Consider the following 26,238-nt stretch of genomic DNA (forward strand, 5'->3'; position numbering starts at 1 on the left):
CTATAATAGAGTAGCCTTAGTAATAAATTACAACACAAGCTGGTGACCTCATCATGCCTATTTTATTCGATATGAAGACGATTACAATAGCTCTTGGCATTGGCTATCTATTAACCTTGCTGCTTATCGCCGCGTATTGGCGGGATAAACAGAAGATGGATACGATCAAGATCTTATTTCTCGCGTCAAAAGCAACCCAAACCGCAGGCTGGTTCCTATCGGTGTTTCGCGGCGATATTCCGGACTTGCTGTCGGTCTCGATCGCCAATTCGCTCATGATGCTCGGCCTGGCACTAGAGATCATCGCCCTGCTGCGTATCCAGTATGCTCCTAATCCATCGCTGGTAAAGCTATATCTATTCATAACCGCGCTTTGCATTGCTAGCTTCCAATACCTGTACCTCTTCCATAACGAGGAGCATTATCGCATCGTCTGCGCTTCGCTCGCTCTTGGCCTTCTAATGCTCCCGACCTGCCGCATTGCCATGCAGCAAGGCGCCAGCATCTTAATGCGAATCATCGGCGGTATTTATACGATTGTTATGGCGGCTTTCTTCTACAGAGGGATATCCGCTTGGCATGATACTAACTGGACAAGCCTGTACGATCCAAGCTCGTTCCAGCTCATCTACATCATGACCATTTATATTGCCCTCATTCTTGGCAGTACCGGCTTTGTCCTGCTCCTGAAGGAGCAAGCCAGCCACGAGCTTGTCCGTTTGGCGAGCTATGACAGTTTGACGAATACATTCAACCGCAGAGCCTTCACAGACTATGCAGATCATGCGATTCTTCATGCAGCAAAGCAGGGCAATCCGGTTTCCTATCTCTTATTTGATATCGACCAATTCAAACAAATTAACGATACGCATGGGCATCACGCAGGCGATCAGGTGCTGCAAGACTTGGTGAGGCAGATTGAGCCGTGTCTCAGCGAGGCTGATCTGTTCGTGCGCTATGGCGGCGATGAATTCGGAATTCTGCTGCCGGGTCATAACGAGGCGGAGTCCGACAGGCTTGCCTCAGCTATTATGCAGAGAATCCGCCAATCGTCACCGCTAGGCGCAGTTTCCCTCACCTACACGATCAGTTTGGGAATCATCACCGTCGTTCCGAGTCCGAAAACACGGATCGAGCATCTCTACACCAGCTGCGACATGGCGCTATACCACGCCAAACGAAACGGACGCAATCGTATATCCCGCAGTCAGCTGCACGTCGAACAGAAGGCCGAGCTCCTCGGATGAGGAGCCCGGCCTTCTTTGTTTCTACCAAATCGTCGGCTTCATCACCATAAATGCGAGCATGATGAGCAGAAGCGCCAGATAGATCCAGAGCGCGCGGTTCAGCAGCCGGATAATCCGTTCCTTATCCTGTCCCGGCTCTTGAAATTTGCGAATCTTCGGCGAGAATGCCCTTGCCAAGAAGAGCAGCGACCCGACCAGAAGCACAATGGTCATGACAATCCATGACGTTGACCAGGCCCACGAGCCGACAATAACGAGCAGCAGCCCGGATACGACGAGCAGATGTCCTGCGTGTTTAGCAAGACGAATAGCTGACCGAAACGTATTCAGATAGGCGTTCTGTTCCAGCACTTCCGCAGACCGCAGCCTCTTAATGACCGGTATAAAGATAAAGAAAGGTCCAATCGACATAATCGCGCTTAAAATGTGGATGTATAGCAGCAGTGAATACCAGCTAATCACCTAGCCGCTAGTCCTGCACCGGGCGAAACTCATGTACCCACACGCGCATATGCGGCAGCCACGGCATCCCTTTGTGGTAGGATAGAATCGTTTGCTTGTAATCTTCCACGTTCTCGAACCCCTCGTGCTTTGCATGCTCATCCGTCAGCTCGCCGAGAGATTGCGAATATACCTTCTCCACGACAAAACGATGCCCTTCCAGCTCCATCACTTCGCCGACATCGGCATAACGCCCGTTGCGCCGCTGCGAGGTTTTGACACCTGCAAGGACTTTCTCTACATCCGGCTTCACCGTGACCAATCGCTCAATAGAGCAGGTCTTAGGAGGAAGCTCGGTCTGCTCGACCGTATCATTCGACATCGTACTTTCCCTCCATCATGATGCAATCTCTTTATTTAACCTCAGTAGAATGCCTAATTGAATGGAGTAATATGCACGCGTCGCCCAATTTGACGCGGAATTCTTACGGCCTGCGCTTAACCGGAATCCAGATCTCGCTGCGGAAGGTCGGCGAAGTCGTATCTTTATCCGCGTTCCAGAGCATCTCCGGTCCTATCACCTGTTCATAGCTCGAAGTCGGAAACCACTCGGAATAGATGCGGCCCCATACATCCTGAAGCGTGCTTGGAAAAGGTCCCACCGCCTCGAACACAGCCCATGTCGACGCGCCGACCTCAAGCGCTGTGAGTGGCGAAGGACACGGAAGCGTCGTTGCGGCGCCGATATAATGGTCGAGCTCGCCCTGTTCCTGCATTCGTCCGTCGGAGAAATTGGTAGACGCACTAACGATGCCGCCAGGCTCCGTATTAGACAGTTCCTTCATCGTCTGAATCGTTGCGGAGTCCAAGCTCTGCCACATCTCGGCGACCTCCGGGTTCACGCCGCCGAACACAATCGGTACTCTTCGCATAATGCCTGCGATGCGGAACGCTTCTTTCTCTACAATGCGATATTGCATTTCGCTGCCTCCTCGAACGGATAGTTGAAAGGTCACCGACGAATACGCCCTCAGCGCATGACCGCCCGCTCTCGCTTCCGAGGGCGAAATGCCATGCATCGATTGGAACGCTCTCGCGAAGGAGTCTGGCGAGCCGTAGCCGTACTTGACCGCGATGTCGATCACTTTGGCGCTGCTGCCTGTAAGCTCAAGCGCAGCCAGCGTCATCCGTCTGCGGCGAACGTATTCGGACAGCGACACGCCTGCGAGGAACGAGAACATCCGCTGAAAATGATACTCCGAACAAAGCGCCAGTCTAGCGGCTGTCTTTACATCCAGCTCATCCGTCGCCAAATTCGCTTCAATATAAGCGAGGGCACTGTTCATTCCTCTGAGTGCATCCATTACGTCATGACCTCCGTGTCTTGAGAATAGCAGCGATGCTGATGGAGAACCCGACTATTCGCGTTCGGATTTTATAGTGTAGTCGCTGTTGTTATCTCAAGCGGCGGCAGCCGCTCGGCCTTCGCATGGAGGGTAAGGAACAGTTTCTCGAAATCGACGGAAGGGAAGATTTGAACTCCAATGCTAAAGCAATAATTGTTTCCGTACATGCGCTTCACTCTTCTCGAAATTGACCTCTGTGCACCGTGATCACTTGCCCAAATGCTGAGCCAGAGCACATTCGCTTTCCAATGAAACTCCGCCCGCTCAATATCCGTCCAAGCCACAACCTCATGCCCATACAGCCACCGGTATTCGATATGCGAATCGGTAAGGACGAGGTATGGTTTTCTAATCAACATGAGAAGCCAGAAGAATCCCACTACAACGGCACTCACTAAAAATATAAGGTTCGCCACTGCTTTAGCTGGATCGTCACGAAGAACCAGAATGGCTGTGATAAAGAAAGCGATAATAAGCCCAAAGCTAAAATGTGCGTACCACTTATAAATAGCCTTAGCCCGCATCGGCAGCTCGTACAGGCTCTTGTCTTCTTGATTCATCCGGATAAGCTCCTTTATGCAACGCATTCTCGCTGTTTACGTATCTTATTTTACCAGTTATCATCATACCAAGCTCATATCAGGACAACCACAGCCATACAATGAACCAAAACCTATGTAATCGGGAGGAAACCATTCATGCTCACTCGTCCACAAATCCGCGCGCAAGCAAGGCAGAGCTTATCCGGGAAATGGAAGCCGGCCGTCCTGCACTTCTTGCTATTCATGGTTGTCAGCAGCCTCATCAACATGGTCACACGCAATATCGACTACATCGGCTGGTGGATCGGAATTCTTCTTGAAGCGCCGCTTGGATACGGAATTTATAATCACTATTTGGACTATGCCCGCGGGCAGCAGCCAGATGCGAACGGTCTGTTCCGCGGCTATAAGCGGTACAAAGAGACGTTCATTCTCTACATTCTCTCGATGATATTCACCGTGCTCTGGACGCTCCTATTCATTATTCCCGGCATTATCGCAGCACTGCGGTATTCGCAAGCACAGTTCCTGCTTAGAGACAATCCGAGCCTCTCACCGCTTGAAGCCATAAGCCAAAGCAAACAACTGATGATTGGCCACAAATGGCGGCTGTTTGTACTGAACCTCTCCTTCATCGGCTGGGGGCTGCTGTGTATCCCGACGCTCGGCATCGGCTTCCTCTGGCTCGGACCGTATTACTACACGTCCATCGCGCACTTCTACGAAGAACTGCGTGCTGGGCACAATGCTAGCGGCAATAACGGCTATCTTAGCCAAGTCTAGCCGCCAAACCAAACAAAGACAGAGCACTGGCGTTCATCACGCTGTGCTCTGTCTTTGTATTTATGCACTGCAATTGCTAAAGTGGTTTGGCGATTTCCCAGTGATGGCCGAATGGATCGGCAATGCGCCCCACGCGCCAGCCGTGCGCCTCTTCCATCGGCACGACAACCGCAGCGCCGGCCGCCACTGCTTGATCGAACAGCGCGTCCGGATCTTCAACCGTCAGAATCATTCGCGCTAGTCCACGGCCAGCCGTAGCCGCAGCAGCCGGATCAAATTCGGCATCCTCTTGAATCCAGAACTCCGCGCCTTGGACGGCTAACTGCGCAAGCTCCAGCTTCCCGCCATCGCCCTCAAGCCGGTGCAATTCAACTGTGCTAAAAGCCGCTTTATAGTAAGCTGCTGCCTCTTCCGCGTGTTGGACGAGCAGCCATGGTGCAATCATCGCCTTTGCTTCTGCTGCTGACATTCGACAACTCCTTCGCCTGTTGGATTATAACCGCTGCCGTATCAATACGACATCCGCCGTCCGAATTCCTCTCCAGCTTAGCGTGATTCCGTACTCGTCTTCGAAGCTGTCAGCCGGCCATCGCCACGTGACAATCTGAACTGCGGAAGCTGCGGTATGATCATCCCCGTCAGCATGAGCAAGCAGCCGACGATGCCGCGCATGCCAAGCAGCTCATCCAGAATGAGATAGCCGCCAATGACCGCAAACACCGTCTCCATGCTCATAATGATTGCCGCCTGCGTCGGCTGCGCATTCTTCTGCCCCACTACCTGCAGCGTATACGCGATTCCTACGGAGACGATACCGCCGAATAGAATCGGAACAAGCGCTTGCGACAGGCCGTCCAGCGTGATGGTCTCCGTCCCGAATGCAGCGATGAAGCTTAATACAGAGCAAGTAACGACCTGGAAGAAGGATAGCTTAATGACGTCCGTCTTACTCGAGAAATGATCAATTAGCAAAATGTGCGCCGACCAGAAGAAAGCGCCGACGAGCTCATAAATGTCGCCCTTGCTAAGCGACAGATCGTTCGTCATGCAGAGCAGATATAAGCCGACCAAAGCTAGCGCTGCACCAACCCCGCTGTTCATATTCAGCCGCTGCCTAAGGAAGAGCCCGAGGAAGGGCACGATAACGATGTATAAACCGGTAACGAAGGCGGCTTTGCCTGCTGTCGTGTAGACAAGGCCGATTTGCTGCAGCGTTGCGCCGCAGAAGAGGACCATTCCTGTGATAAGGCCGGACCTCGCCGCGGTTCGGTACGATGATTTTGACCCCGACGATTTCGTCTCAGGCGATTTTGGCGTCCGCGCTGCTTTTCTATCCAGTATCAGCATTAGCGGCACGAGCGATAACGCCCCTAGCGCGAAACGGACTGCATTGAAGGTGAATGGACCGATATGCTCCATGCCCTGACGCTGGGCAACGAAGGCGAATCCCCAGATAAACGCAGTAATTAGCAGTAACAGACTGGATTGAAGCTGTTTTTGTTTGTTCATAGATGCCGCTCCCGACTAGCTCATTTTTATAAAATATCTATTCACTATAACAAAAATACCGGACTCCTTAAATAAGAAGTTCCGGTATTTGTCCAGCATCGCCGCTGATTAAATCCGCACGCTGCGGAAAAACTTCTTCCGAAGCGCCATATAGAAAAGCACATCGAGCAGCACGAATGCCCCGTACATAAGACCGACTCGCCCAAGCAGAAACCAAGCCATATTGACGCCCGACCACGCGAACGATAGGAAGTAAATGCCGAGAATGCCGCCAATCACTAGCGGAGCGAAGAAGACGACGGCTAGATGTGTCTGCAGATAGGACTTGCACTCCGCCACCGTCAGACCGATTCGCTTCAGCAATGCGACCTGCTCCTTCTCCTCATCAACGTCAGTAATCATCTTATAGTACAGCACGACGCTGGAGGACAGCAGGAAGAGCATGCCTAAGAAACCAAGGGAGAAGAAGAGCAGACCGTTGATCTTGAACGCGATATCATATCGTTCCTTCTTATAGATCGGACGCAGCGCTTCTGCTTGATCCTTATTGCCGAACTGCGTATCCGTGCTCACCCACAAGCTGCTATCCGCGTGGTTGCTCGCTCGAAGCGCATCCAGAATGCTCGCGAACACCTTCTCCCCATCGCCACGCTTCAAGTTAAACTGATGCGCGGTGTACTCCGGCACATGAGGCGCAAGCTTCGCATAGACGGAATCGTCCACGACATTCGCCATGACGCCTTCAAACTCAACGTCGCCATACGAATTGATGAAATGCTCGACCATCGTATGCGTCTTTTCCCGCTGAAACTGCAGCTTAATCGCAGATGACTTGCCCAGCGACTGGAGAAACGCCTCTTTGCTCGTCTGGTTCACCTCGAAAGCATTAGCTCGTTCAGAGCCTTGCCTCCACGGCTCGATCGTCATTATCGTATTATAATCGACGGATGTCTCCGCGTATGAATTCTGATTGTAGACGAGCAGCAGCTCATCCGGCTTTACATTAATGGACAGTCCGGTGTGCCGGTTGAAATTGGACTCGCTTATAACGATGGCGTCCGTGTAGTCATGATCGAACCTCGTGCCGTAATCCCTATAGTTCTCATCATAGATATACGGAAGCGAGCTGTAATCGCTCAGTTCCCCACCGCTGCTCGCCACGATCCGCTTCACCTCATCATCGCTCACCTTGTTTATGCCGCCGCCGGATTCGATCATGAAGTCGTACGGAAGATTTTGTCCGATCGTCTTATGCGTATAGCTGTAGAACGACAGGCCGAAGCCCATGCTCATAATGGCGCAGCAGATTAGAAGCGATACGATGTACAGCGACACATTGTAGGCGACGAAGCGATGCTTCAAATTTGTCATGATTAATAAATTGCGGTTGTACAGCGAAGGGAACATCCTCATGACCAATCGAACGACATCCATACAGGTCGGAATGACAAAATATAACGCCACAAAGACCGTGAAGATCGAACCGACAATAAGAGGCGAACGGTATTGCCCCTCAATCGCGTATCCGAACAGGGTGTCTCCGGTTGAGATCGCATCGAACGTGTACATCGCCACAACAGTTGCGATAATCGACAAGAAGCCAATGATCGGCCGCGACTTCGATAGCCCTTTGGTGCTGCCCGCCTTCCCAATCTGAATGATCGAGAGCCTGCGGATGAATACGCTCGTAAACAGCATGTTGCACAGGAAGACGGCTCCGAATACGCCAAGGCTAAGCAGATAGGTTTTGCCGCTGATGAAGTAGATATTGGTCGATAGCCCGAGTATTCGGCCCAAAATCAAATAAAAGAGCTTGGAGAGCAGCAGCCCGAGGGCGATGCCGCTCACCGCGGAGCCTGCCACGATAACGAGACTCTCGACGTAGATCATCCGAATGAGATCGCGGCGGGTCATGCCAAGGGTCAGATAGACGCTGAACTCCTTGCCCCTTGATTTTACGAAGTAAATGCCCGTATAGGCGACGAACACCACGCTAAACAGAATAATGGCATATGTACAAATGCCGATATAGTCCATCATTATTTTCGTTGAAGAATCCTCAGCCAGCACTTTGTTATACAGCAGACTGCCATACATGAACAGCACCGCCACGACGAAGCCATTGACGAACAGGTAGGAGATGAAACGTTTGAAGTTAAATTTCAAATTCTGATTCACAATATGCCGGAACGTCAGATTCATTAAGCTTCGCCTCGCATTACGCTCAAGATTTCAAGAATTTTGTCGAAGAACGCCTTACGGTCGCCGGAGCTTTGAATTTGCAAATTGATTTGGCCGTCCTTGATAAAAATAATTCTTTTGCAATAAGAGGCTGCGAACGGGTCATGCGTCACCATGAGAATAGTGCTTGCCCGCTCCTCGTTCATCTGTGTCAGCATGCCCATAATGTCGGTGGCGGACTTGGAATCGAGGTTGCCTGTCGGCTCATCGGCGAAGCAGACTGCCGGATTCGTCACAATCGCCCGCGCTGCCGCGGCACGCTGCTTCTGGCCGCCGGATACATGGTACGGATACTTGCTCGCCAAATCCGCAATACCGAAGAACGCCATCAATTCATCGACGCGACCCTCGATCTCTTGCGGTTGAATCCGGTCAAGGATAAGCGGCAGGGCGATATTCTCCTTCAAGGTCAGGCTGTCGAGCAAGTTAAAGTCTTGAAACACATAACCGATATTCCGTCTGCGGAACAATGCCAGCTCGTCTCGCTTCAGCTTGTCCATCGCGTTCCCAGCTATCGTCACCTCGCCGGATGTCGGATGATCAACGCCTGAAAGCATATTCAGCAGAGTCGTCTTGCCGCTGCCGCTCGGTCCCATAATGCCGATAAACTCCCCCGCTGCCGCAGTGAAGCTAATCTGGTCCAGCGCCTTCACTTCCTTCGCTCCTTTGAAAGAGCGGTATACTTTGGTCAGGTTCTCCACCTGGATCATGTCGTTCATAGTTATCGACCTCCATTATGCCTTTATCATAGAAAAAAAGCCGAATCACAGAAATGGATTCGACTTACGGTAAGCTTGCATTTTTGTAAGAAAAGAAATCGTGACGCACGTGCCCTCGCCTACGATTGATGTCAGGCTAACCTCATGCCCCAGCCGCTTGGCGATATGTTTGACCATAGCAAGCCCAATGCCGGTCGCATTCGAATTAGCGCGCCCGTTCCGTCCTGTGAAGAATAGCTCGAACACCCGAGGTAAATCCTCCGGCGCGATCCCTTCGCCTTCATCGCGAATGCGGAGGCTAGCATCGATGCCCTCCATGCCTTCTGTTATCCCGAAGTATACGTTCTTTCCACGCTCGCTATACTTGATGGCATTCGTGATGATCTGGTCCAGCATATAGGCGCACCACTTGCGGTCGGTATAGACGTAGACGGTTCCGCCGCTAAGCTTCGGATAAATCCCGGCATAAATAAACTCGCGGCGCTTCTCATTAATGACGGCATTCACCAGCGCATAGAGATCAAGCGATTCCGGCACATAATCGTTCGAGAATTCATCGAGCCGCAGCAGGTTCAGAGATTGCTCGAGGCTCGCTTTCAGCTTCTCGTTCTCCGCCGCAATGTCAGGAAGGACATCTGCGGACTGCTTCGCAGCCGCAAGTTCGATGACGGCGACTGATGTCTTCATGTTATGGATGAAGCGCGAGAACAGCGCATTGCGCCCGTCCAGCTTATCGTTCATCTCGGTCAGCCTGTCCCGGTACGCCGCGTGAATCTCGTCAATCGTATCCAGCACGCGCTGCTCCTTCTTGCTGTCTGCGTCCGATTCGCCGCCTGCTTCGATGCGGAACTTCGCATCTTGCAGCGTTTCTTCGAAGCGGTATAAGGCGAAGGCTCGCTGAGCGAAGAAAATGAGCAGAATCGTCATGCTGATGCAGAGTGGATATGCAATGCTAACCGAAGTCAGCAGCAGATTATAGATAAAGATAAGTGCGACTGTATTGATGAGATAGAAGGTCAGCGATTTCCGCTCGCTGTTAAGCGTCCGGCCCAGAAGTCTGATCCAGAACATAGCCTACGCCTCTTTTCGTATTAATGACGCTGCCAAGCCCAAGCTCAGCCAGCTTCTTCTTCACCCGGGTCACGTTCACCGTCAGCGTATTATCATCGACGAAGCTGGTGTCGTCCCATAGCTCCTCCAGCAGCTGCTCGCGCGTCACGATTTGACCGGCGCTCTTCATGAGCAGCCGCAGCACGCGGAACTCGTTGCGGGTCAGCTCCGCCGACGAATCGCGGTACTTTGCCCGCATCGTATCCGTGCATAGGGAGAGCGCTCCGAAGTTGAGCTCCGTGCCGGAGGCTAAAGGCTGGCTGGATTGTTCCGTGCGGCGTAGAATCGCGTTGATCTTGGCCACGAGAATTCCAATTGCAAAAGGCTTCGTCACATAATCGTCCGCCCCAATCTCAATGCCGCGAATCTGTTCGCTCTCTTCGCTGCGGGCAGAGAGGACGATGATCGGAGTCGAATAGCGCGTCCGAATAAGCTTCAGAAAGTAGAAGCCATCGAACTTCGGCAAGTTAATGTCGAGCAAGATCAGCTTAGGCGCAAGTGCGGCTACGGTATCCAGCACCGTGTCGTAGTCTTGCAGGACATGTGCTTGGAAACCGTAGGCGCTCAAGTATTCGGTTATATATTTCTGAAGCTGCTCATTGTCTTCGATGAGAAGAATGTTGGTCATAGGTTTTGCCCGCTTTCTGCTAACCGCTTACCGCGTCAAATGACTTGGCTACCTTTATGATGGCATTTTTTGCCTGGGCGGCGCAAGGTGTACTAGGCAGCTATACAGTCAAATGGTTATTCACCTACGTACGATAACATACGATTTGCCAGCGGTTCACACCTGCTTTTCTAAAAGGAGCGATCATATGCCTCAGTTCGGATTTCCTCAGCCCATGCGGCAACCGCCGACCTCCCCTCCCCCAGCCTACGTTCCCCCGAAGCCTCAGGTTTCTTATATCATCGACTGTATCCATGAATACACCTATGTTTGGCTAAGAAATGGCGAAAGCTTCTGGTTCTATCCGACGATGGTCGATTTCAACGGCACGACGGGCTATAGATGGAGCGGATCCTATTGGTATTATTACGGGCTTGATTCCAGATTCATTGAAGCTTCCACATGTCCGCCGATCCCTACGTTGTTCTAAGGGGCAATGATTATCTGCAGCTGCCGAAAAGCCCCGAGAAATCGGGGCTTTCATCGCAATCTGATGCGGCGGGGTTGTGGCGCTTCTGTGGTTCGCATACAATAAAAGTTAATTTATTAAACAAATTAACATAAAACAAGCAGGTGAGCGCAGCATGTTGGTCATTAACGGTGACGAAGTATCCGAATTATTAACGATGGAAGCTTGCATTACGCTTATGGAAACCGCGCTCCAAGACTTGTCCGCCGGACAAGCGGAGCAGCAGCTGCGATCCGTCGTTCCCGTCCGGGAAGGCGGACTCATGGGGCTCATGCCGGCCTACCTGATTCGCCAGGAAATCGTCGGCGCGAAGCTGATCAGCGTCTTCCCGCATAATCACGACCGCGGGCTGCCGTCGCATCAAGGGATCATTACGCTGTTCGACGCGTCCACTGGCTCCGTGAACGCGGTCGTTGATGGGCGGCGCGTGACCGCCATCCGCACAGCCGCGGTCAGCGCAGCCGCGACGAAGCTGCTCGCGAAGCCGGGCGCGAGCACGCTTGCGCTCATCGGCACGGGCGAGCAAGCGCGCAGCCATCTCGAAGCGCTGCTGCTCGTGCGGCCGATCGAGCGCGTCCGCGTGTGGAGCCGCAGCGCGGAGCACGCGCAGCGGTTCGCGGACGAGATGAGCGCGCGGTACGGCGAGCGGCTCGAGATCGTCGCTTGCGGCTCCGCCCAGCAGGCAGTCGCGGACGCCGACATCATCTGTACGCTAACGTCCTCGACCACGCCGGTCTTGGAAGATGCTTGGGTTGCCGAAGGCGCGCACATTAACGCCGTGGGCGCCTGCCGGGCGAAAGACCGCGAGCTCGCTACCGCGATTGTGCAGCGGTCGAGGCTATACGTCGACCGCCGCGAGTCCGCGGAAGGCGAAGCCGGCGACTACTTGATCCCGCTGCAAGAAGGCGCGATCGGGCACGATCACATCGTCGGCGAGATCGGAGAAGCGCTGCTCGGACGCGTGGAAGGCCGCACGTCGGACAAGCAGATTACGCTGTTCAAGTCGCTTGGCCTCGCGGTTGAGGATTTGGCGGCGGCAGCTTATATTTTTGAACAAGCGAAGAAGCACGGTAAAGGAACATCCATTTCAATCTAGCTTAGTCTAGTCGAGGAGCGAGACATCATGAGTGAACATGCAGGGTTGTATGATTTTGGACTCACTGCGGAGCAAGAACAACGCGCGCGTGACATTCATGAGCGCAGCATCGTCATTGATCTTCTTTTTCAAGGGCCTCTTTCCCCTAGCGTTATTCCAGCCGTTGTGTCCGAACAGATTAAAGCGGAATGCGAGCCGCTGAAGGAGGATCCAATGGCGTACGCCATGCTTCCGAGCAAGCGGCTGCGCCAAATGTCCGCCCGCGGCGAGCTCGCCGCCTTCAAGAACGAGTGGTACCGCTCCGGCATTACAGCCGGCAACCGCGAGCTAGATATGTCCAGCCACGATGGCATCATGACGAGCATGGGCGAGGTGCAGGAGCAGTTCGACCGCACCGATTGGCTCATCAAGGCGCTGACTGCTGCCGACATTCGGAAGGCGAAAGCGGAAGGACTCAAAGCCGGCATCGTTACGACCCAAGACCCGACCGGGCTCGGCAAGAACCTCGATCTCCTCGAGGCGCTGCATAGCTTCGGCCTGCGCGTCGTTCAACTGACGTATAACAACCAGAACGCCATCGCTTCGGGCTGTATGGAGCTTGCGAACGGCGGCGTATCCAACTTTGGCATGACGTTTATTCGCAGGCTGAACGAGCTTCGCATCGTCGTGGACACGAGCCATTGCGGCAAACAGACAACGCTCGACGCTTGCCGCTTGTCTGAGCAGCCGGTCATCGCCTCTCACACAGGCGTAGAAGCGATCTACCCGCACCGCCGCTGCAAGAGCGATGAAGAGCTTGGGGCCATCGCTGCAACGGGCGGCGTCATCGGCGTGTTCGCGATGCCATGGTTCGTCCACGAGGACCCGAAGGCGACGACAATCGACCATGTGCTCGATCATATCGATTACATCGTGAAGCTCGTCGGGGTCGACCACGTCGGCATCGGCACCGACTGGCCGATGAGCGACGTCGACTGGTCGCTCGTCTTCTTCAAGGAGCATATCGCGCCGAAGCTCGGTTTTGCCAAAGGCGATGGCCCATCGACGGAGCTTGTCAAAGGACTGGAGCAATACGGCTTGTTCATCAACTTCACCCGGGGCCTCGTCGCTCGCGGCTATTCGGACGAAGAGGTCGGCAAAATCATCGGCGGCAACTGGCTGCGCGTATTCGAACAGGTATGGGGGAGCTAAGCGATGACGAAGACAATGGCGAAGACCTATAACTTTTACTGTGCCGGTGTATACGAGGGACGTATCCGGTTCACAGATGACGGCAAAGTCATGCATGCCAAAGTGAACGCCAGACAGCGTACGCAAATGCAGGAGAACGTGCTGGATGACCGGGCGAAGTATGCCCTTCCGCTCCAGCAGATCCGCGAAGCGATGCCGCTCTACCTGAAGACGGAGTGGGCGGGCGACCGCGTGAAGGTGGAGAATGGCGAGATCTACCATCGCCATCTGACTTACAAGGACGAGCAAGGTCGCGTCTCTCAAGTGTGGGCGAAGCGCGGCGGCACGGCGGTCGACATCGTCACTCTGGACGGCGAAATGATCGCCTTCCTGACGCCAAACCGCTACGGCATGGAGATCATCGTGGAGGAAGGGTTCGAGAAGCTGACGCCACTCGTCGTGTACGATGATCCACTCTTGTCGAGACCGGAATACGGTGTGAACGATCTCGGCACCTTCCTCATCCCGATGCGTGATGGCGTGAAGCTGGCAACGGACGTTTACTTGCCGGAAGGCATCGCGCCTGGCGCCAAGCTGCCGGCCATTCTCGTTCGGACCTGCTACGACCGCAATGGGCGCAAGGAGAATTTCATGCACTGGGTTAGCAAGGGCTACGCCGTCGTCAATCAGGATGTGCGCGGACGCGCCGATTCCGAAGGCGAGCTTGTGCCGTTCTATCATGAGCGCGAGGACGGCTCGGATACGATCGACTGGATCATCGCCCAGCCGTGGTCGAATGGCGATGTCGGCATGTGGGGCGCATCGTATCTTGGCTACGTGGTCATGGCCGCATCCACGAGCGGGCATCCGAATCTCAAAGCCGTCGTCAACGAAGTGAACGTCGGCACCCCGTTCGTCGATACCGTGCGCCGGGGGGGCACGGTCTGCTCGTGGCCGTTGCTTTGCTGGACGCTGGCGCAGTCGGTCGGCACGCGGACGGATTTTCAAATCTTCGCCGGCATTACGGTCGATCCGGCCAAAGCGGTGGACGCGCGCCCGATCAAAGAAATTCCGCAGCAAATGATCGGCCGCAGCTCCGGTCCTTGGGACATGTGGAGCGAGCATCCGGAATACGATGAATACTGGCAGAACTGTAATCACGCGGAGCGCGCCCACCAGATCAAGGCGCCGATGTTCGTCATCTCCGGCTGGTACGACGGCGACAGCCCCGGCGTATCCGAGACGTGGCGGCTGCTCACCGAGCATGACGTGCCGAATCGCAAAATCTGGCTCGGCCCATGGGAGCACGGCCCGAACCGGGCGCGCGATCTGAAAGGCATTGCCTTCGGCGAAGACGCCGTCGTCTACGACTACGACGTGAACGTGCTGCGCTGGTTCGACCGCTATCTCAAAGGGATCGAGAACGGCATCGATGCGGAACCTAGAGCGAGCTACTACGTGGTCGGCGAGAACCAGTGGCGCACGTCCGCAGACTGGACGCCGGCTGAATCGACCGTTACCCCTTTCTATCTCGGCAGCGGCGGGCGGGCGAATTCGGCGTTTGGCGATGGCAAATTGCAGCTACAGACGGCATCGAGCGCATCTCAAGCAGCGCCGGATAAATACGTCTATAACCCATCCGATCCGGTCGCCGATTCCGGCGAGCGCGAGCCGGAGAACCGCCGCACGATCGAGCTTCGTCAGGATGTTCTCTGCTATACAAGCGAGCGGCTGACCGAAGAGCTGACAATTGCAGGCGAGCTCTCCGCCGTCCTGTACGCGGCAAGCTCCGCGGTCGACACCGACTGGGTCGTCTCGCTAAGCGATGTGGACGAAGCCGGCAACTCGATTCTGCTCTCGAGCTACATCGTCCGCGCAAAATATCGTGGCGGCTACGACAAGCCGGAGCTGCTAACACCGGGCAAGTTGGAGCGGTATGACATCTTCATGCCGAACATCGCGCATCGTTTTGCCGCTAACCACCGTGTTCGCTTCTCGGTTACATCATCGAGCAAGTTCGTCGCATTCCCGAACTCGAACACAGGTCTTAACCCGTACGACGATCCGAAGCCGATTGCGGCGACGCAGACGATCCATCACTCGGAGCAATATCCGAGCCATGTGCTGCTGCCGGTGCTCGGCTAGAGCAAATGAACAAAGCGCCCCGATGTCCTTTTGAGACATCGGGGCGCTTTGTCGTGCCGTAAATTGGCCAATGAAGCGGCTCTCAAATGCGCCACGCAAAACTCCAACGGTTGCAACAAGCGCTATTGGGCGATATCGACATCGAAATCATCCGATTTGAATCAAATAGCCTCACAGGTATCCGTTAGATTTTGACAGAGGGCTGTTTTTGTGCGAATAAGCCTTGTGGCAACCGTTAAAATACGGAGGCACTCCCTATGCTACCATCGGTCCAGCATAGAACGCGAAAAGCACCCTGATAGGGGGTGCTTTTCGTCGAACTATTGCATTCTCGCGTACAAAATATAGTCCAGCGCTTGCGGCGTTCCCCCGGCTTCCTTCAAAGCCCGGTTAATCTGCCCACGATGATACTGCCCATGTAGAACGACCTGCGACAAAATATCCCGAACCGACGTGCTGAACATGACTCCGCTCTGATTCGCATAAGCGATCATTTCGTCCAGCTTCTCTTCGGTCAAGCTGTCCATGTATGCGCGGTAGTCCGCCTCGTTGCTCGCTAGCAGCTCCGTGAGCGAGTCGAGGTCTGCGTCACCAGACCATAACTGCAGATGCGCGCTGCTCTCGCCATTCAGCCGCGTGATCCAGACCTGCTCTGCGGTTGCAAGGTGGCGCATCAGCTTCACCGCGTCTGCTGGGTTTCCCCCGTTTGCACTCAGTGCGGCGGCTAGCTCCCGATCCGCCCAAATTTGATGCTCAATCATGCGCTTTATCGTTTGCATCGTCCCTAAGTCCCCTCCGATAAAAAGCCTATCTTACTAGCTTCATTATACGGCTGCCGTTACCGATTGCGAAGCGTCTCCAGCAGCTTCACCAGTCTGCCGAACGACTCGTTCATACCGCCTTCCATACCGGATTGCAGCATGCCGTCGCGGTCTGCGACCGAGCGAAACACCGATTCCATCTTTACAACGGTCCGCTCTCCTGGCAGCTCCTCGAACACCGCAGTCTCTAGCGTCACATGTCCACGTTCGGGCAGACCAAGGAATTCGAACGTCTGCACGATCCGCTGTGGAGCTGTCACTTCATGAAACACGCCGCAAAATGCATACTCGCCGCCACTCGGGTCCTTGGAGACATACTTCCACGCTCCGCCGTCCCGCGCATCGAACTTCTCCAGCTGCATCGTCAGCTGGCTCGGTCCCATCCACTGCACGAACAGGTCTGCATCGGTGAACGCCTCGAATACGAGCTCGCGCGGCGCGTTAAACTCTCTCTCGATTAGAATCACTTGCTTGCCCGGCTCAGCTGTTAGCTTCGTTTCATTCAACACTGTCATTGTTCTTCATCCCTCTCACTCGTTTGAGTACGCGGCATGTTCTGCTGCTGCTCCATCCGCGCCTGCAATAAACCGTCCAGCTTCTCGAAGCGCTCGCTCCACAGCTGTCTATACCGCTTCGCCCATGCCTCCACCTCGAATATTGCCTGCTCATTCATGCGATAGATCCGCAGTTGGGCTTTCTTCTCCACAGTGACCACGTTCGCCTCACGAAGCACCTTGAGATGCTGCGAGATTGCCTGTGGACTGATGGTGAAATAGCCGCATATATCGGTAGCGGTCAGGCTGCCTTTCTCGGCAAGTAATTCAACAATGCGGCGTCTATTGGAGTCTGAAATTGCTGCAAAAGTATCCATGGGTTTATTATAAACCAATTACTTAATTAAGTATACACTTAAATAAATATATAAAAAACAGCCGAGCCTTCACGTCCGCTCAGCTGCCCACGCACTTACTCTAGCTTTCTCTAGTCTTTTCTAACTTACTCCGGCTTGCTCTTCGGCAGCGGCTTCGTAATCGAAATCAATACAAGTCCGACGATCAGCACAACAATCCAGCCCATTAGAGAAGGCCAGCCCTCCGGGAGCCATCCTAAGAAACGATAGATAATCGGCTTGCCGAGTAGCGCGCGCACCAACGGCTGTACAAGCAGAGCCAGTGAGAGAAGACTAAGGATGATTCCGAGTACGTGCAGCCAGTCATTCTGAAACTTTTTCAACAAAGGGTCACTCCACTTCGTACGTTAATGAAGACTGTCCGCGCATTCCACTCAACGATCTCGAAGCCAAGGCGAGGCGTACCCGGCAAACGCCCTTTCACGAGACGCTCGATGACCTGCACAGAGCCGTTCTGATTCGCCTGCGACAATACCGGACCTAAGATCGCGCCTGGCAAAATCGTCGTAAACGATGTGCTCCCGGCATGCTCATTCATGAACTGCCAAGCAGCCATCTCGGACAACACTTTTGATTTACGGTATGCGTCCAGTTTATTATCTTTGGAATCGCTCCACAAGGTCTCGTCAATGATCGCGAGCATTGTCATCGCCAAGCGGCGAAGCGACATGAAGCACGTAATCGCAGCCAGACGCTGCTTCCTCCCATCCCTCATCCGATGTTAAATCAGCCGCATAGAACGACGACAGCCGGTCGCCCGGATCAACCTCCGCTGCAATGTTCGCCCGAACAGCCTGCTCCCTAGACAAGCTTCGCACCGTTGCGCGAACCGCACAGCCACGTTTCAGCAGCTCTGCAATGCACCAGCCCCCGACATATCCTGTACCACCCGTGACCAATACGGCCTCTTCGGCTTGATCCGACTTCTATTGCCTCCTAAACTCCCACTTGGACGATTCGATTTGATTCGTTATAGACTCAATATAAACAAAAATGACCGTCGGTCAATAATAATTTGACCAATGGTCATTTTTGAAGACTATGCTATAATACGTGAGGATAAGGAGGCTTGTATGAGTCGAGAAGAGAAGAAACAAGCTACGTTGCAGCGCATAACCGAGGCCGCATTCCAGTTGTTCTCTGAGAAAGGGTTCGAGGAAACGAGTGTAGCGGAGATTACGCAGGCAGCCGGAGTGGCGAAGGGGACCTTCTTTAATTATTTTGCGACGAAGGAAGAGCTGCTCTTCACCTTTCAGAAGGACTTCTATCTCCATGAGCTGTTCAGCCTGAACGATAGATCTGGCCCTTATGCGCCGCTCATTCTCGCCTTTCTGAAAGAGCTGGGCGATTCGACGAGCGCCAATCCCGCTCTGCTGCGCTCGGCGCTTCAGCGGTTTCTGGCTGCAAGCTCCGCCGATAAAGTCAAAGCAGGTCACGAGGTAAAACCGCTGCCCTTTGTCGAGCTATTCGACAAAGGGCAGCAGGCAGGCGAATTCACACGCTCGATTGCTGCGGAAGAACTGGCGTCAACCGCCTTGCAGCTTTATTTTGGAACACTAGTGACGTGGAGCACCGGTATGGGCTGCCAAACAGGGCTCGGTGAGCAGCTGCAAACCGCGTATCGCGTGTTTCTAAGCGGCATTACGCTTGAGCAAAATTAATGGAGGTTGTTAGACTGTGACTTGGACGATTCGAGAACTGCAAACGAGGGATAACGCTGCAATAGAGCGCATTATACGGGAATGTTTAATCGAATTCGGAGGCAACCGAGCGGGGCTGGCTTGGGAAGACGCGAGCCTCGGCAGGCTTGCCGAATTCTATGAGGCAGAAGGGCATGCCTATTGGGTCATTGAGCAGGACGGCGAAGTCGTGGGCGGCTGCGGGATTGCTCCCTTTGCCGAATCCACTGAAGTGTGCGAGCTTCAGAAAATGTATCTGCTTCCGCACGCCCGCGGCACCGGAGTGGCTGCATCCCTGCTGGATACGGCGATGGCGTTCGCCCGGCAGCACTATAAGCAGTGCTACCTGGAGACACTGTCGAATATGACCGCAGCGAACCGTTTCTACGTGAAGCACGGCTTCGAGCAGCTTAGCGCGCCGCTTGCCGGATCGGAGCATTTCGCATGCGATGCTTGGTATATGAAGTCGCTTAGCTAATGAAACAGCCGAAGCGCGCTCCCGATCTCGGGCTGGCGGCTTCGGCTTTATTTTATCTGAGCTGTCCGCTTATTAAACTAAGAACTCCTTTCCCGCATTAATTGCATATGATACGTTAGGAAATTTTCGCTGATCATCTAAGCGGGAAGGAAATGACCAATGGATGAAAATTTAAACGAATTAATAAAGACTGCTAGAGAAATTCAAATTGCAAAAATTGAATTTATAGCTGCGTCAATTGTTGCAATTGGAGATGGTTTATCAGTAGTCGCTGCCGGTCTTGCCCTAGAAGCTTTGGAAAATTCCATTGATCAAATGCAACAAAAACAATCGAATCGCTCAAAACAGTTGGACTCTATACAACATAATTTGGATTTCTACATTAACGAATTGATACAAATCAGAAATCGCATTTGATTAGATTACGTTCTACTCTGGCGGCTGGCGCGCTAACGACGGCTAGCTGCCGCTCATCAACGTCCACAGCTGCTTGCCGATCAGCAGAACGGTAACGAAGACGAACAGCAGCTTCACGTACTTCGTCCCCTGCCGAATGGCAAGCCGCGAGCCAGCTAACGAACCGAGTACCATTGCTGCGCCCATCAGAAGCCCAAGGCGGAAATCAACCCACCCGAGAGATAGAAACACAATCAAGCTCGCCATGTTGCTCGTGAAATTAAGCAGCTTCGCATTGCCTGCCGCTTGAACGAAGTCATACCCCAGCATGATGAAGATAAAGATGAGGAACGAGCCTGTTCCCGGACCGAAGAAGCCGTCATACGCGCCGAGCACGAACGCCGCCGCAATTGCTCCGAGCTGCGCAGCCGTTGTCAGCTTGCGATACGACCCTTCCATCCCCCAATTACGCTTCAACAGCGTGTAAATCGTGACGCCGATCAGCATGACAACAATTGCTGGCCGCAGCCAATCCGACGGAATGAGCTGAAGCAGCAGCGCCCCTCCCGCCGCGCCGACCGCTGTGAACGGGACAAGCTTGCCCGTGCTGCGCAGATTGATTTTGCCGGAACGCCAGAACGTGATCGTGCTGGTTACGGACGAGAACGATGCCGACAGCTTATTCGTCCCAAGCGCCAGATGCGGCGGCAGCCCTGCTGCCAGCAAGACCGGCACGGAGATTAAGCCTCCCCCGCCTACCGATGAATCAATAAAAGCAGCAAGAAATCCGCCGCCCACCATTAATGCGATTATTCCCCATGTTAGTTCCATAGCTGCTTATCATTTAACCCCTTTCTACTTACGCGCAAAACAAGAAGCAGGCCGCCCAAGCGACCGCATTGTCTAGAATCTCAGCTTTCGGCATGAAAATCAATACGGCACCGGGGTAAATTCCAGCATTTACATATAGCCACCGCTTTAGTTTCCCCTTATCCTTAGGCATTGCACTGCCCAATCACAACACTAAGGAGCACAAGGAAATGAATAGATGGCTAAAATGGGCGCTCATCCTCCCGCCCGCGTTCGGCTTCGGCATGTGGCTTGGGGCGCATAACATATCCTCGGAGCAGGAATGGCTTGTATTGCTTGGCGTGTTCGTTCTTGTCTTCGCACTGTTCTACGTTCCGCGATTGCATATTCTGTTATGGACGCAAAATATGGGCAAGGTCAAGTCCTTCCTCGAGCGGACACAAGTGAAATATCCGCAAAATGGCTTGCTGCTCGATGCGGCTAAGGGCGACTTTGATGCGGTAGAGCGGACTATTCCTCTCATTCGGAACAAGCAGGCACAGACCGCGGCCCGTATCTCGCTGCATCTTGAACGGCAGGAGCTTGCCGAGGCGACTCAGCTCGTGAGCGAGATTCGATCGGCCTCGCACCGCAGCTATTCGCAAGCTTTGATCGCGGTGCTTACGAACGATCTTGTCCGCGCGGACACCTACAAAGCAGCTATTCGAAGCAAGGCGCTCCGGCATGTCGTTGATGCGGAGATCGCTTTCAGGAAAGGCAACTATGAAGCGGCGGATCAAGCGGGACAGCTCGCCTTGGCGAAGGCCGGTGGCGTGCTGAAGTTCATGCTGACCAAATCGCTGGAACGTCAGAAGAACGAAGCTATGCGGCGAACGTATTTCTAACTAAAAAAATGACCGATCCTCATCCTCTACAGGGATGAGATCGGCCATTTTTTTATTTTCGACGACTAAGATAGGGTCACTCGCTTCCGCCAAAATGTCTCCAATTCGGCAAACGATCCAGCGTCATGCAAGACGGATGGTCGTAAATCTTGCGCAGCTGCTCGTCCGTCGTCGACTTTCCCTCCAGCACGAAGCCTTCGCCCCATGTCATATACCAGAGCCACGGCGTGCTGGTTGCCACCAGTTGATCCGGATCGGGAATCGCGCCGTTCTCGCCGAACGCAATCATCTTCTTGCCGCCCGCAAGCGCGTCTGTGAGTTCAAAATGTTTGCGAACGGGGCCATAATTGCCCGATGGCGCGTAGATATCGCAGCTGTCGATGTCGGACTCGCCTTCACCCGGATACCATTCTTGAACCGAGGAGTTCCATACCCAGATCAGGTTGTTCAGCTGATGCATATTCGTGAACCGGTCGTACATGAGGCGCCATAGCTGCTTGCAAGGCTCAGCCCCGAATGCCCCCCACCAGAACCAAGCGCCGTCCGCTTCGTGCAGCGGCCGCCACAGCACCGGTACATTGTGATCGCGCAGCTTCTTCAGCTGTTCGGCAACGCAATCCATATCAGCGATGAGCAGCTCATGCTCGATCGTTCCCGGCGTAAGCGCAAGCGGAAGATTGAAGTCCGTATTCTTCGTATAGAAGGTTTTGTCCTTGCCGCCCGTCGGCGCATACCAGTGCCAGGTTAGCGTTACGATGCCGTTATGAACGGTCGTCCACTCGATAGCCGATTCGATTGAACCCTTGTTCTCCTCGATCTCGAGCAGCTTATGCGGCGTAGGCTCGGCCGTCTCCGTTGCAAGCGTATAGCTAAGCAGGTCGAAGCCGCGAATCGCAGGCTGCTTGCCCGTTACGGCGCGGATATACTCGAACTCTTTAGCAGGCGTAAACGAGGCCGCCGTGTGCTGACCCGTAAGCGTGGCGTTCCCGAATAGGCTGTTCAAGTAGTTCCAGAGCGAGAGCGTTGCTGCCGACGCGTTCGGATTAATCAGAGTACGCGGCGAGCGGTCAAGCGCCGGAGCTTCTGTCCGTGTGAACATGAAGCAGTCCACGTCAGCGCCGTTATCCCAAGCTTTCAAAATTGATACCGTATGAACACCTTCCGCGAGCCGTACGGTGCACTGACGCTCCGTAATAAACCCTTCCGTCGGGGAGGAGATAATATATCCGTAGAAGTCGCCGTCGATACAAATCGCGTTCGTTCTTCGGCCATCCGGAATCGCATAACGGATACTAAGATCATAGTGGCCGGCTTCCGCGATGTGCACGTCCACCTCGAACCAATCTCCATCCTTATGCGTGCCTTTTACATAGCCTGTACCGGTAAAATCCGACGTCTCCGAAGCGATCTCTACGCCGTGCAAGCGGCCGCTCTCGGCCGGAACAATAATGGTGTTGTTATTCGAAACGCTGATGTTCACAGATAGCCCTCCATCAATTCCAAGTTTGTTTTGTTTATACAATACCTGAAATGAGATTGGGCGGATATGTACAAATTCCAAACAGCAAAACAAGCCTTCCATCCTTAACAGAGCTAAGGCGAAAGGCTTGTTCCCGCTTAAAAATCAAAGTTGTCCGGATCGGGACCCACGCGAAGATTCTGGTTCAGCCCGTCAATACGCGCCATCTCCTCGGCTGTCAGTTCGAAGTCGAATACGGATGCGTTCTCGGCAATACGATGTGCTTTTGTCGACTTCGGTATCGTCACAACGCCATGCTGCAAATCCCAACGCAGGATGATTTGGGCAATCGACTTGCCGTGCTTCGCCGCGATTTCTTGCAAAGTTGCATCGTCCAGCAGCTGTCCTTGCGCAAGCGGCGACCATGCTTCGATCTGGATGCGATTATCCGTGCAGAACTTGATCAGCTCGCCCTGCGACAGACGCGGGTGGAGCTCCACTTGGTTGACCATCGGCACGATTTCGGCATCCGCCAACAGGTCCTGCAGATGATGGACGTGGAAGTTGCTGACGCCGATTGCGCGGACGCGGCCCGCTTTGTAGAGCTGCTCCAGCGCACGCCAAGCATCCTTGTATTTGCCTTTAACCGGCCAGTGGATCAGATACAGATCGAGGTAGTCGAGTCCCAGCTTCTCGAGGCTCGTCTCGAAAGCAGCCAGTGTCGATTCGTAGCCGAGATCCGCATTCCACACTTTGGACGTAATGAACAGCTCTTCCCGGCTTACTGGCGTTTCCTTAAGCGCCTCGGCAATTGCCTGCCCGACGCCTCGCTCGTTGTTATAAATCGCGGCTGTGTCGATGCTCCGATAGCCGAAACGGATGGATTCCTTCACAGCGTCGATCAGCTCTTTCCCTTCCTCGACTTTGAAGACGCCGAGCCCTAGCCAAGGCATAGCTACCCCGTTATTCAAAATCGTCGTATCCTGCAGATGCTTTGCTGTTGTATTCATTATTTAATATCCTCCTTATTTTCATACCCTTTTATTGTTGCTGCTCTTCCTACTCTTGCTGCTTTGCTCAGGCGGTCATCAGCTGACGCTCTTTGTCCGCATCTGACATCTGATCCCGCTTCTCCATCACGCTACTCCACTTTGTCAGCACGGCAGCAGCGGCTACCATCAAGGCGCCAACCCATGCTGTATGCACAAGGCCCACTTGCTCGGCCACGATGCCGCCCACATAGGCGCCAATCGCAATACCGGCATTGAACGCGGCAATGTTAAGCGCCGACGCTACATCCTTCATCTTCGGCGCGAACCGTTCCGCCAGGATGACTACATATGTCTGCAAGCCTGGCACGTTCATGAAGGCAAGCAGCCCCATTAAGAAAATAACGAGCAGCGCCGGTCCCTTGAACGGAGCGGCAAAAGCGAGCAATAGCAGCACGACGGCCTGCGCAGCAAACATGTACAGCAGCGCCTTTAGCGGCTTCCGGTTCGCCGCCCGTCCGCCAATCAGATTGCCAATCGCAATGGCAATTCCATAGCCGAACAGAATCGCAGCGATCGTCTTCGCGCCAAATCCAGTCACTTCATGAAGCAGCGGCGATAAGTATGTGAAGACAACGAATGTGCCTCCATAGCCAAGAGCGGTTATGGTGAAAGCGAGCAGTAGACGGCTGTTCGAGAGCAGCTTGGTATGGTCACTCATTCGTGTACGCGTTCCGCTGCTTAATTCGCGAGTGACGAGCAGCACATTCGCGACTAGCGCCACGAGGCCAATCAACACAATCGCGATGAAAGAGCTCCGCCAGCCCCATTGCTGACCGAGCAGTGTGCCCAGCGGCACGCCCGTTACCGTCGCAATCGTCAGTCCTGAGAACATAATAGAGATCGCGCTCGCCCGGCGATTCTCCGGCACAAGGCTAGCCGCAATCGTTGAGCCGATGGACATAAAGACGCCGTGCGCGAAAGCCGAGATGACGCGCGCCGTCAGCAGCAGCGTAATTCCATGAGCCATCGCAGCTATGCTGTTCCCGGCAATGAAGACCGCCATGATCCAGAGCAGCAGCGTCTTGCGCGGCACGGACCCCGTCAATGAAGTCAGAATCGGCGCGCCGATCGTGACGCCGAGGGCGTATATCGTGACCGTTAGTCCAGCTGTACGTACTGTTATATGCAGGTCATCAGCGATGAGCGGCAGCAGCCCGACGCTAATAAACTCGGTTGTTCCAATGGCAAATGCGCTTATCGCTAGCGCGATGAGCGCGAGCATGCTTTTTCGATTCGTATGCATCAATCGTTCCACTCCTTACAGCTTGGTATTCACCGGCCGGTAGTGCTATTATAGTGGAGACTATCTACAGCGAATAGTACGCACTCTTAAGTGCTATAGGCACTAAAAAGTACCCTACTCGCATTTTCATACAATAAGGGGTCCTGCGAATATGGAAAAGAAAAAATATAACATTTCAGTCGAAGCGACGTTAGAGGTCATCGGCGGCAAATGGAAATGCGTCATTCTATGCCATCTGACGCATGGCAAGAAGCGGACAAGCGATTTGAAACGGCTCATGCCCGGCATTACGCAGAAGATGCTCACTCAGCAGCTGCGCGAGCTGGAGAACGACGGAATCATTAATCGGATCGTCTACAATGAAGTACCCCCGAAGGTGGAATACGAGCTCACCGCGTACGGCTGGACACTGAAGCCGACTCTAGATTCATTATGCTCATGGGGCGAGCATCATATCGTGAAGGAGTACGGGGATAAATTCGCCGTGCTGGAGGATAGTATTCTTAATCGATAGGCAAATAGCAAAAAGGCCGGGAGCCTTACCGCAATGGTAGGGCGTCCCGGCCTTTTCAATTATCATGGTCTAAGAAATATCGACAACCGTAGTCGTGCAGCTAGTAATGGCACCCGTTCACTTTTTAGAATCGCCTCGTTTGTACCACTGTTTCTATCGGGACTGACCCCCGTTTGTGAGACAGGGATCAAAACACCTTTCAAGTTAAGCAGCCAGTCGTCGGAATTCAACCGGCGACTGGTTATTTAGTTTCGTCTGAATACGAATTGAGTTATAGTAGTGAATATATTCTCGAACGGTCTGCTCAACGATTGCCGTCGTTGTGCAGGTTAAACCTTCGAGATAGAACGTTTCAGACTTTAGAGTGGAATGGAACGATTCGATGGGGGCATTATCAGCGGGCGTACCCTTACGGGACATGCTCATGGTAATGCCTCTTCCTTTTAC

At 53.7% G+C, this 26,238-nt stretch carries 32 protein-coding genes; 11 read left to right on the top strand and 21 right to left on the bottom strand.

Annotation, left to right across the window (positions count from 1 at the left end; genetic code table 11):
• The first annotated feature begins 53 nt into the window (after positions 1-53).
• On the top strand, positions 54-1,247 hold the full coding sequence (locus AC0LWF_RS23940) for a GGDEF domain-containing protein (RefSeq protein WP_474654049.1): 1,194 nt from the start codon (positions 54-56) through the stop codon (positions 1,245-1,247).
• Positions 1,248-1,268: 21 nt separating this feature from the next.
• Here AC0LWF_RS23940 and AC0LWF_RS23945 read toward each other — a convergent pair whose 3' ends face one another.
• The 4 genes from AC0LWF_RS23945 to AC0LWF_RS23960 all read right to left on the bottom strand — a co-directional run bounded on the left by AC0LWF_RS23945 (position 1,269) and on the right by AC0LWF_RS23960 (position 3,654).
• Positions 1,269-1,658 (bottom strand): hypothetical protein, encoded by a 390-nt coding sequence (locus AC0LWF_RS23945; protein WP_474654082.1) that lies wholly within the window; start codon positions 1,656-1,658, stop codon positions 1,269-1,271.
• 58 nt (positions 1,659-1,716) lie between these two features.
• On the bottom strand, positions 1,717-2,070 hold the full coding sequence (locus AC0LWF_RS23950) for an ASCH domain-containing protein (protein WP_474654050.1): 354 nt from the start codon (positions 2,068-2,070) through the stop codon (positions 1,717-1,719).
• 103 nt (positions 2,071-2,173) lie between these two features.
• The gene (locus AC0LWF_RS23955; RefSeq protein ID WP_474654051.1) at positions 2,174-3,052 is read right to left on the bottom strand and encodes an AraC family transcriptional regulator; all 879 of its coding nucleotides are present in this window, start codon (positions 3,050-3,052) and stop codon (positions 2,174-2,176) included.
• 71 nt (positions 3,053-3,123) lie between these two features.
• Positions 3,124-3,654 carry a hypothetical protein gene (locus AC0LWF_RS23960; RefSeq protein WP_474654052.1) on the bottom strand — a complete coding sequence of 177 codons (531 nt, stop codon included), beginning with the start codon at positions 3,652-3,654 and terminating at the stop codon, positions 3,124-3,126.
• Between the two features lie 138 nt (positions 3,655-3,792).
• On the opposite strand from AC0LWF_RS23960, the gene AC0LWF_RS23965 reads away from it, so the two are divergent.
• Entirely contained in the window at positions 3,793-4,419 is a 627-nt protein-coding gene (locus tag AC0LWF_RS23965; protein ID WP_474654053.1) for a DUF975 family protein, read from the top strand.
• Between the two features lie 76 nt (positions 4,420-4,495).
• Here the strand turns inward: AC0LWF_RS23965 and AC0LWF_RS23970 are convergent, their stop codons facing one another.
• The 6 genes from AC0LWF_RS23970 to AC0LWF_RS23995 all read right to left on the bottom strand — a co-directional run bounded on the left by AC0LWF_RS23970 (position 4,496) and on the right by AC0LWF_RS23995 (position 10,626).
• The gene (locus AC0LWF_RS23970) at positions 4,496-4,888 is read right to left on the bottom strand and encodes a VOC family protein (protein ID WP_474654054.1); all 393 of its coding nucleotides are present in this window, start codon (positions 4,886-4,888) and stop codon (positions 4,496-4,498) included.
• A 77-nt stretch (positions 4,889-4,965) separates the two neighbouring features.
• A complete protein-coding gene (locus AC0LWF_RS23975; protein WP_474654055.1) occupies positions 4,966-5,928 on the bottom strand; it encodes a DMT family transporter in 963 nt (320 codons plus the stop codon).
• A gap of 108 nt (positions 5,929-6,036) precedes the next feature.
• Positions 6,037-8,130 (bottom strand): FtsX-like permease family protein, encoded by a 2,094-nt coding sequence (locus AC0LWF_RS23980; RefSeq protein ID WP_474654056.1) that lies wholly within the window; start codon positions 8,128-8,130, stop codon positions 6,037-6,039.
• Positions 8,130-8,888, bottom strand: coding sequence for an ABC transporter ATP-binding protein (locus AC0LWF_RS23985; protein WP_474654057.1), 759 nt, complete (start codon positions 8,886-8,888; stop codon positions 8,130-8,132). Before AC0LWF_RS23985 ends, AC0LWF_RS23980 begins: the two co-directional genes overlap by 1 nt.
• A gap of 45 nt (positions 8,889-8,933) precedes the next feature.
• The gene (locus AC0LWF_RS23990) at positions 8,934-9,959 is read right to left on the bottom strand and encodes a sensor histidine kinase (protein ID WP_474654058.1); all 1,026 of its coding nucleotides are present in this window, start codon (positions 9,957-9,959) and stop codon (positions 8,934-8,936) included.
• Positions 9,925-10,626, bottom strand: a complete 702-nt coding sequence (locus AC0LWF_RS23995; protein WP_474654059.1) for a response regulator transcription factor — start codon at positions 10,624-10,626, stop codon at positions 9,925-9,927. The genes AC0LWF_RS23990 and AC0LWF_RS23995 overlap by 35 nt, the downstream gene beginning before the upstream one ends.
• Positions 10,627-10,813: 187 nt before the next feature.
• Here AC0LWF_RS23995 and AC0LWF_RS24000 point away from each other — a divergent pair, with 187 nt between their 5' ends.
• The 4 genes from AC0LWF_RS24000 (at position 10,814) to AC0LWF_RS24015 (ending at position 15,545) form a co-directional block, all read left to right on the top strand.
• The gene (locus tag AC0LWF_RS24000) at positions 10,814-11,095 is read left to right on the top strand and encodes a transporter (protein ID WP_474654060.1); all 282 of its coding nucleotides are present in this window, start codon (positions 10,814-10,816) and stop codon (positions 11,093-11,095) included.
• Positions 11,096-11,249: 154 nt separating this feature from the next.
• Positions 11,250-12,230, top strand: coding sequence for an ornithine cyclodeaminase family protein (locus AC0LWF_RS24005; protein WP_474654061.1), 981 nt, complete (start codon positions 11,250-11,252; stop codon positions 12,228-12,230).
• Positions 12,231-12,257: 27 nt separating this feature from the next.
• Complete coding sequence (locus AC0LWF_RS24010; RefSeq protein ID WP_474654062.1) at positions 12,258-13,421, top strand: dipeptidase; 1,164 nt, start codon at positions 12,258-12,260, stop codon at positions 13,419-13,421.
• A 3-nt stretch (positions 13,422-13,424) separates the two neighbouring features.
• On the top strand, positions 13,425-15,545 hold the full coding sequence (locus tag AC0LWF_RS24015) for a CocE/NonD family hydrolase (protein WP_474654063.1): 2,121 nt from the start codon (positions 13,425-13,427) through the stop codon (positions 15,543-15,545).
• Between the two features lie 320 nt (positions 15,546-15,865).
• On the opposite strand, the gene AC0LWF_RS24020 is transcribed toward AC0LWF_RS24015, so the two are convergent.
• The 6 genes from AC0LWF_RS24020 to AC0LWF_RS24045 form a co-directional block, all read right to left on the bottom strand.
• Positions 15,866-16,324 (bottom strand): DinB family protein, encoded by a 459-nt coding sequence (locus AC0LWF_RS24020; RefSeq protein WP_474654064.1) that lies wholly within the window; start codon positions 16,322-16,324, stop codon positions 15,866-15,868.
• 59 nt (positions 16,325-16,383) lie between these two features.
• Complete coding sequence (locus AC0LWF_RS24025) at positions 16,384-16,881, bottom strand: SRPBCC family protein (RefSeq protein ID WP_474654065.1); 498 nt, start codon at positions 16,879-16,881, stop codon at positions 16,384-16,386.
• Entirely contained in the window at positions 16,878-17,237 is a 360-nt protein-coding gene (locus AC0LWF_RS24030; RefSeq protein WP_474654066.1) for an ArsR/SmtB family transcription factor, read from the bottom strand. The genes AC0LWF_RS24025 and AC0LWF_RS24030 overlap by 4 nt, the downstream gene beginning before the upstream one ends.
• A gap of 125 nt (positions 17,238-17,362) precedes the next feature.
• A complete protein-coding gene (locus AC0LWF_RS24035; protein ID WP_474654067.1) occupies positions 17,363-17,599 on the bottom strand; it encodes a hypothetical protein in 237 nt (78 codons plus the stop codon).
• Positions 17,596-17,919, bottom strand: a complete 324-nt coding sequence (locus AC0LWF_RS24040) for a Rossmann-fold NAD(P)-binding domain-containing protein (RefSeq protein WP_474654068.1) — start codon at positions 17,917-17,919, stop codon at positions 17,596-17,598. The genes AC0LWF_RS24035 and AC0LWF_RS24040 overlap by 4 nt, the downstream gene beginning before the upstream one ends.
• A complete protein-coding gene (locus AC0LWF_RS24045) occupies positions 17,903-18,175 on the bottom strand; it encodes an NAD-dependent epimerase/dehydratase family protein (protein ID WP_474654069.1) in 273 nt (90 codons plus the stop codon). The genes AC0LWF_RS24040 and AC0LWF_RS24045 overlap by 17 nt, the downstream gene beginning before the upstream one ends.
• Before the next feature lie 174 nt (positions 18,176-18,349).
• On the opposite strand from AC0LWF_RS24045, the gene AC0LWF_RS24050 reads away from it, so the two are divergent.
• The 3 genes from AC0LWF_RS24050 (at position 18,350) to AC0LWF_RS24060 (ending at position 19,850) form a co-directional block, all read left to right on the top strand.
• Positions 18,350-18,937, top strand: a complete 588-nt coding sequence (locus AC0LWF_RS24050) for a TetR/AcrR family transcriptional regulator (RefSeq protein ID WP_474654070.1) — start codon at positions 18,350-18,352, stop codon at positions 18,935-18,937.
• A 16-nt stretch (positions 18,938-18,953) separates the two neighbouring features.
• Positions 18,954-19,433 (top strand): GNAT family N-acetyltransferase, encoded by a 480-nt coding sequence (locus AC0LWF_RS24055; RefSeq protein WP_474654071.1) that lies wholly within the window; start codon positions 18,954-18,956, stop codon positions 19,431-19,433.
• 159 nt (positions 19,434-19,592) lie between these two features.
• A complete protein-coding gene (locus AC0LWF_RS24060) occupies positions 19,593-19,850 on the top strand; it encodes a translation initiation factor 2 (protein ID WP_474654072.1) in 258 nt (85 codons plus the stop codon).
• Between the two features lie 42 nt (positions 19,851-19,892).
• On the opposite strand, the gene AC0LWF_RS24065 is transcribed toward AC0LWF_RS24060, so the two are convergent.
• Positions 19,893-20,660: a TSUP family transporter gene (locus AC0LWF_RS24065; RefSeq protein WP_474654073.1), complete on the bottom strand. Its 768-nt coding sequence runs from the start codon at positions 20,658-20,660 to the stop codon at positions 19,893-19,895.
• A 209-nt stretch (positions 20,661-20,869) separates the two neighbouring features.
• Here AC0LWF_RS24065 and AC0LWF_RS24070 point away from each other — a divergent pair, with 209 nt between their 5' ends.
• On the top strand, positions 20,870-21,523 hold the full coding sequence (locus AC0LWF_RS24070; RefSeq protein WP_474654074.1) for a hypothetical protein: 654 nt from the start codon (positions 20,870-20,872) through the stop codon (positions 21,521-21,523).
• Between the two features lie 76 nt (positions 21,524-21,599).
• Here the strand turns inward: AC0LWF_RS24070 and AC0LWF_RS24075 are convergent, their stop codons facing one another.
• From AC0LWF_RS24075 to AC0LWF_RS24085, 3 genes are all read right to left on the bottom strand, one after another.
• Complete coding sequence (locus tag AC0LWF_RS24075) at positions 21,600-23,003, bottom strand: glycosyl hydrolase (RefSeq protein WP_474654075.1); 1,404 nt, start codon at positions 23,001-23,003, stop codon at positions 21,600-21,602.
• Between the two features lie 137 nt (positions 23,004-23,140).
• On the bottom strand, positions 23,141-23,992 hold the full coding sequence (locus AC0LWF_RS24080; protein ID WP_474654076.1) for an aldo/keto reductase: 852 nt from the start codon (positions 23,990-23,992) through the stop codon (positions 23,141-23,143).
• Positions 23,993-24,059: 67 nt separating this feature from the next.
• A complete protein-coding gene (locus AC0LWF_RS24085; protein ID WP_474654077.1) occupies positions 24,060-25,277 on the bottom strand; it encodes an MFS transporter in 1,218 nt (405 codons plus the stop codon).
• A 151-nt stretch (positions 25,278-25,428) separates the two neighbouring features.
• On the opposite strand from AC0LWF_RS24085, the gene AC0LWF_RS24090 reads away from it, so the two are divergent.
• A complete protein-coding gene (locus AC0LWF_RS24090) occupies positions 25,429-25,791 on the top strand; it encodes a winged helix-turn-helix transcriptional regulator (RefSeq protein ID WP_090581862.1) in 363 nt (120 codons plus the stop codon).
• Between the two features lie 204 nt (positions 25,792-25,995).
• On the opposite strand, the gene AC0LWF_RS24095 is transcribed toward AC0LWF_RS24090, so the two are convergent.
• Positions 25,996-26,238: IS3 family transposase (locus AC0LWF_RS24095; protein ID WP_474654078.1), on the bottom strand; the 243-nt coding region annotated here is incomplete at its 5' end.

It is taken from the genome of Paenibacillus sp. sgz302114, from assembly GCF_056120345.1.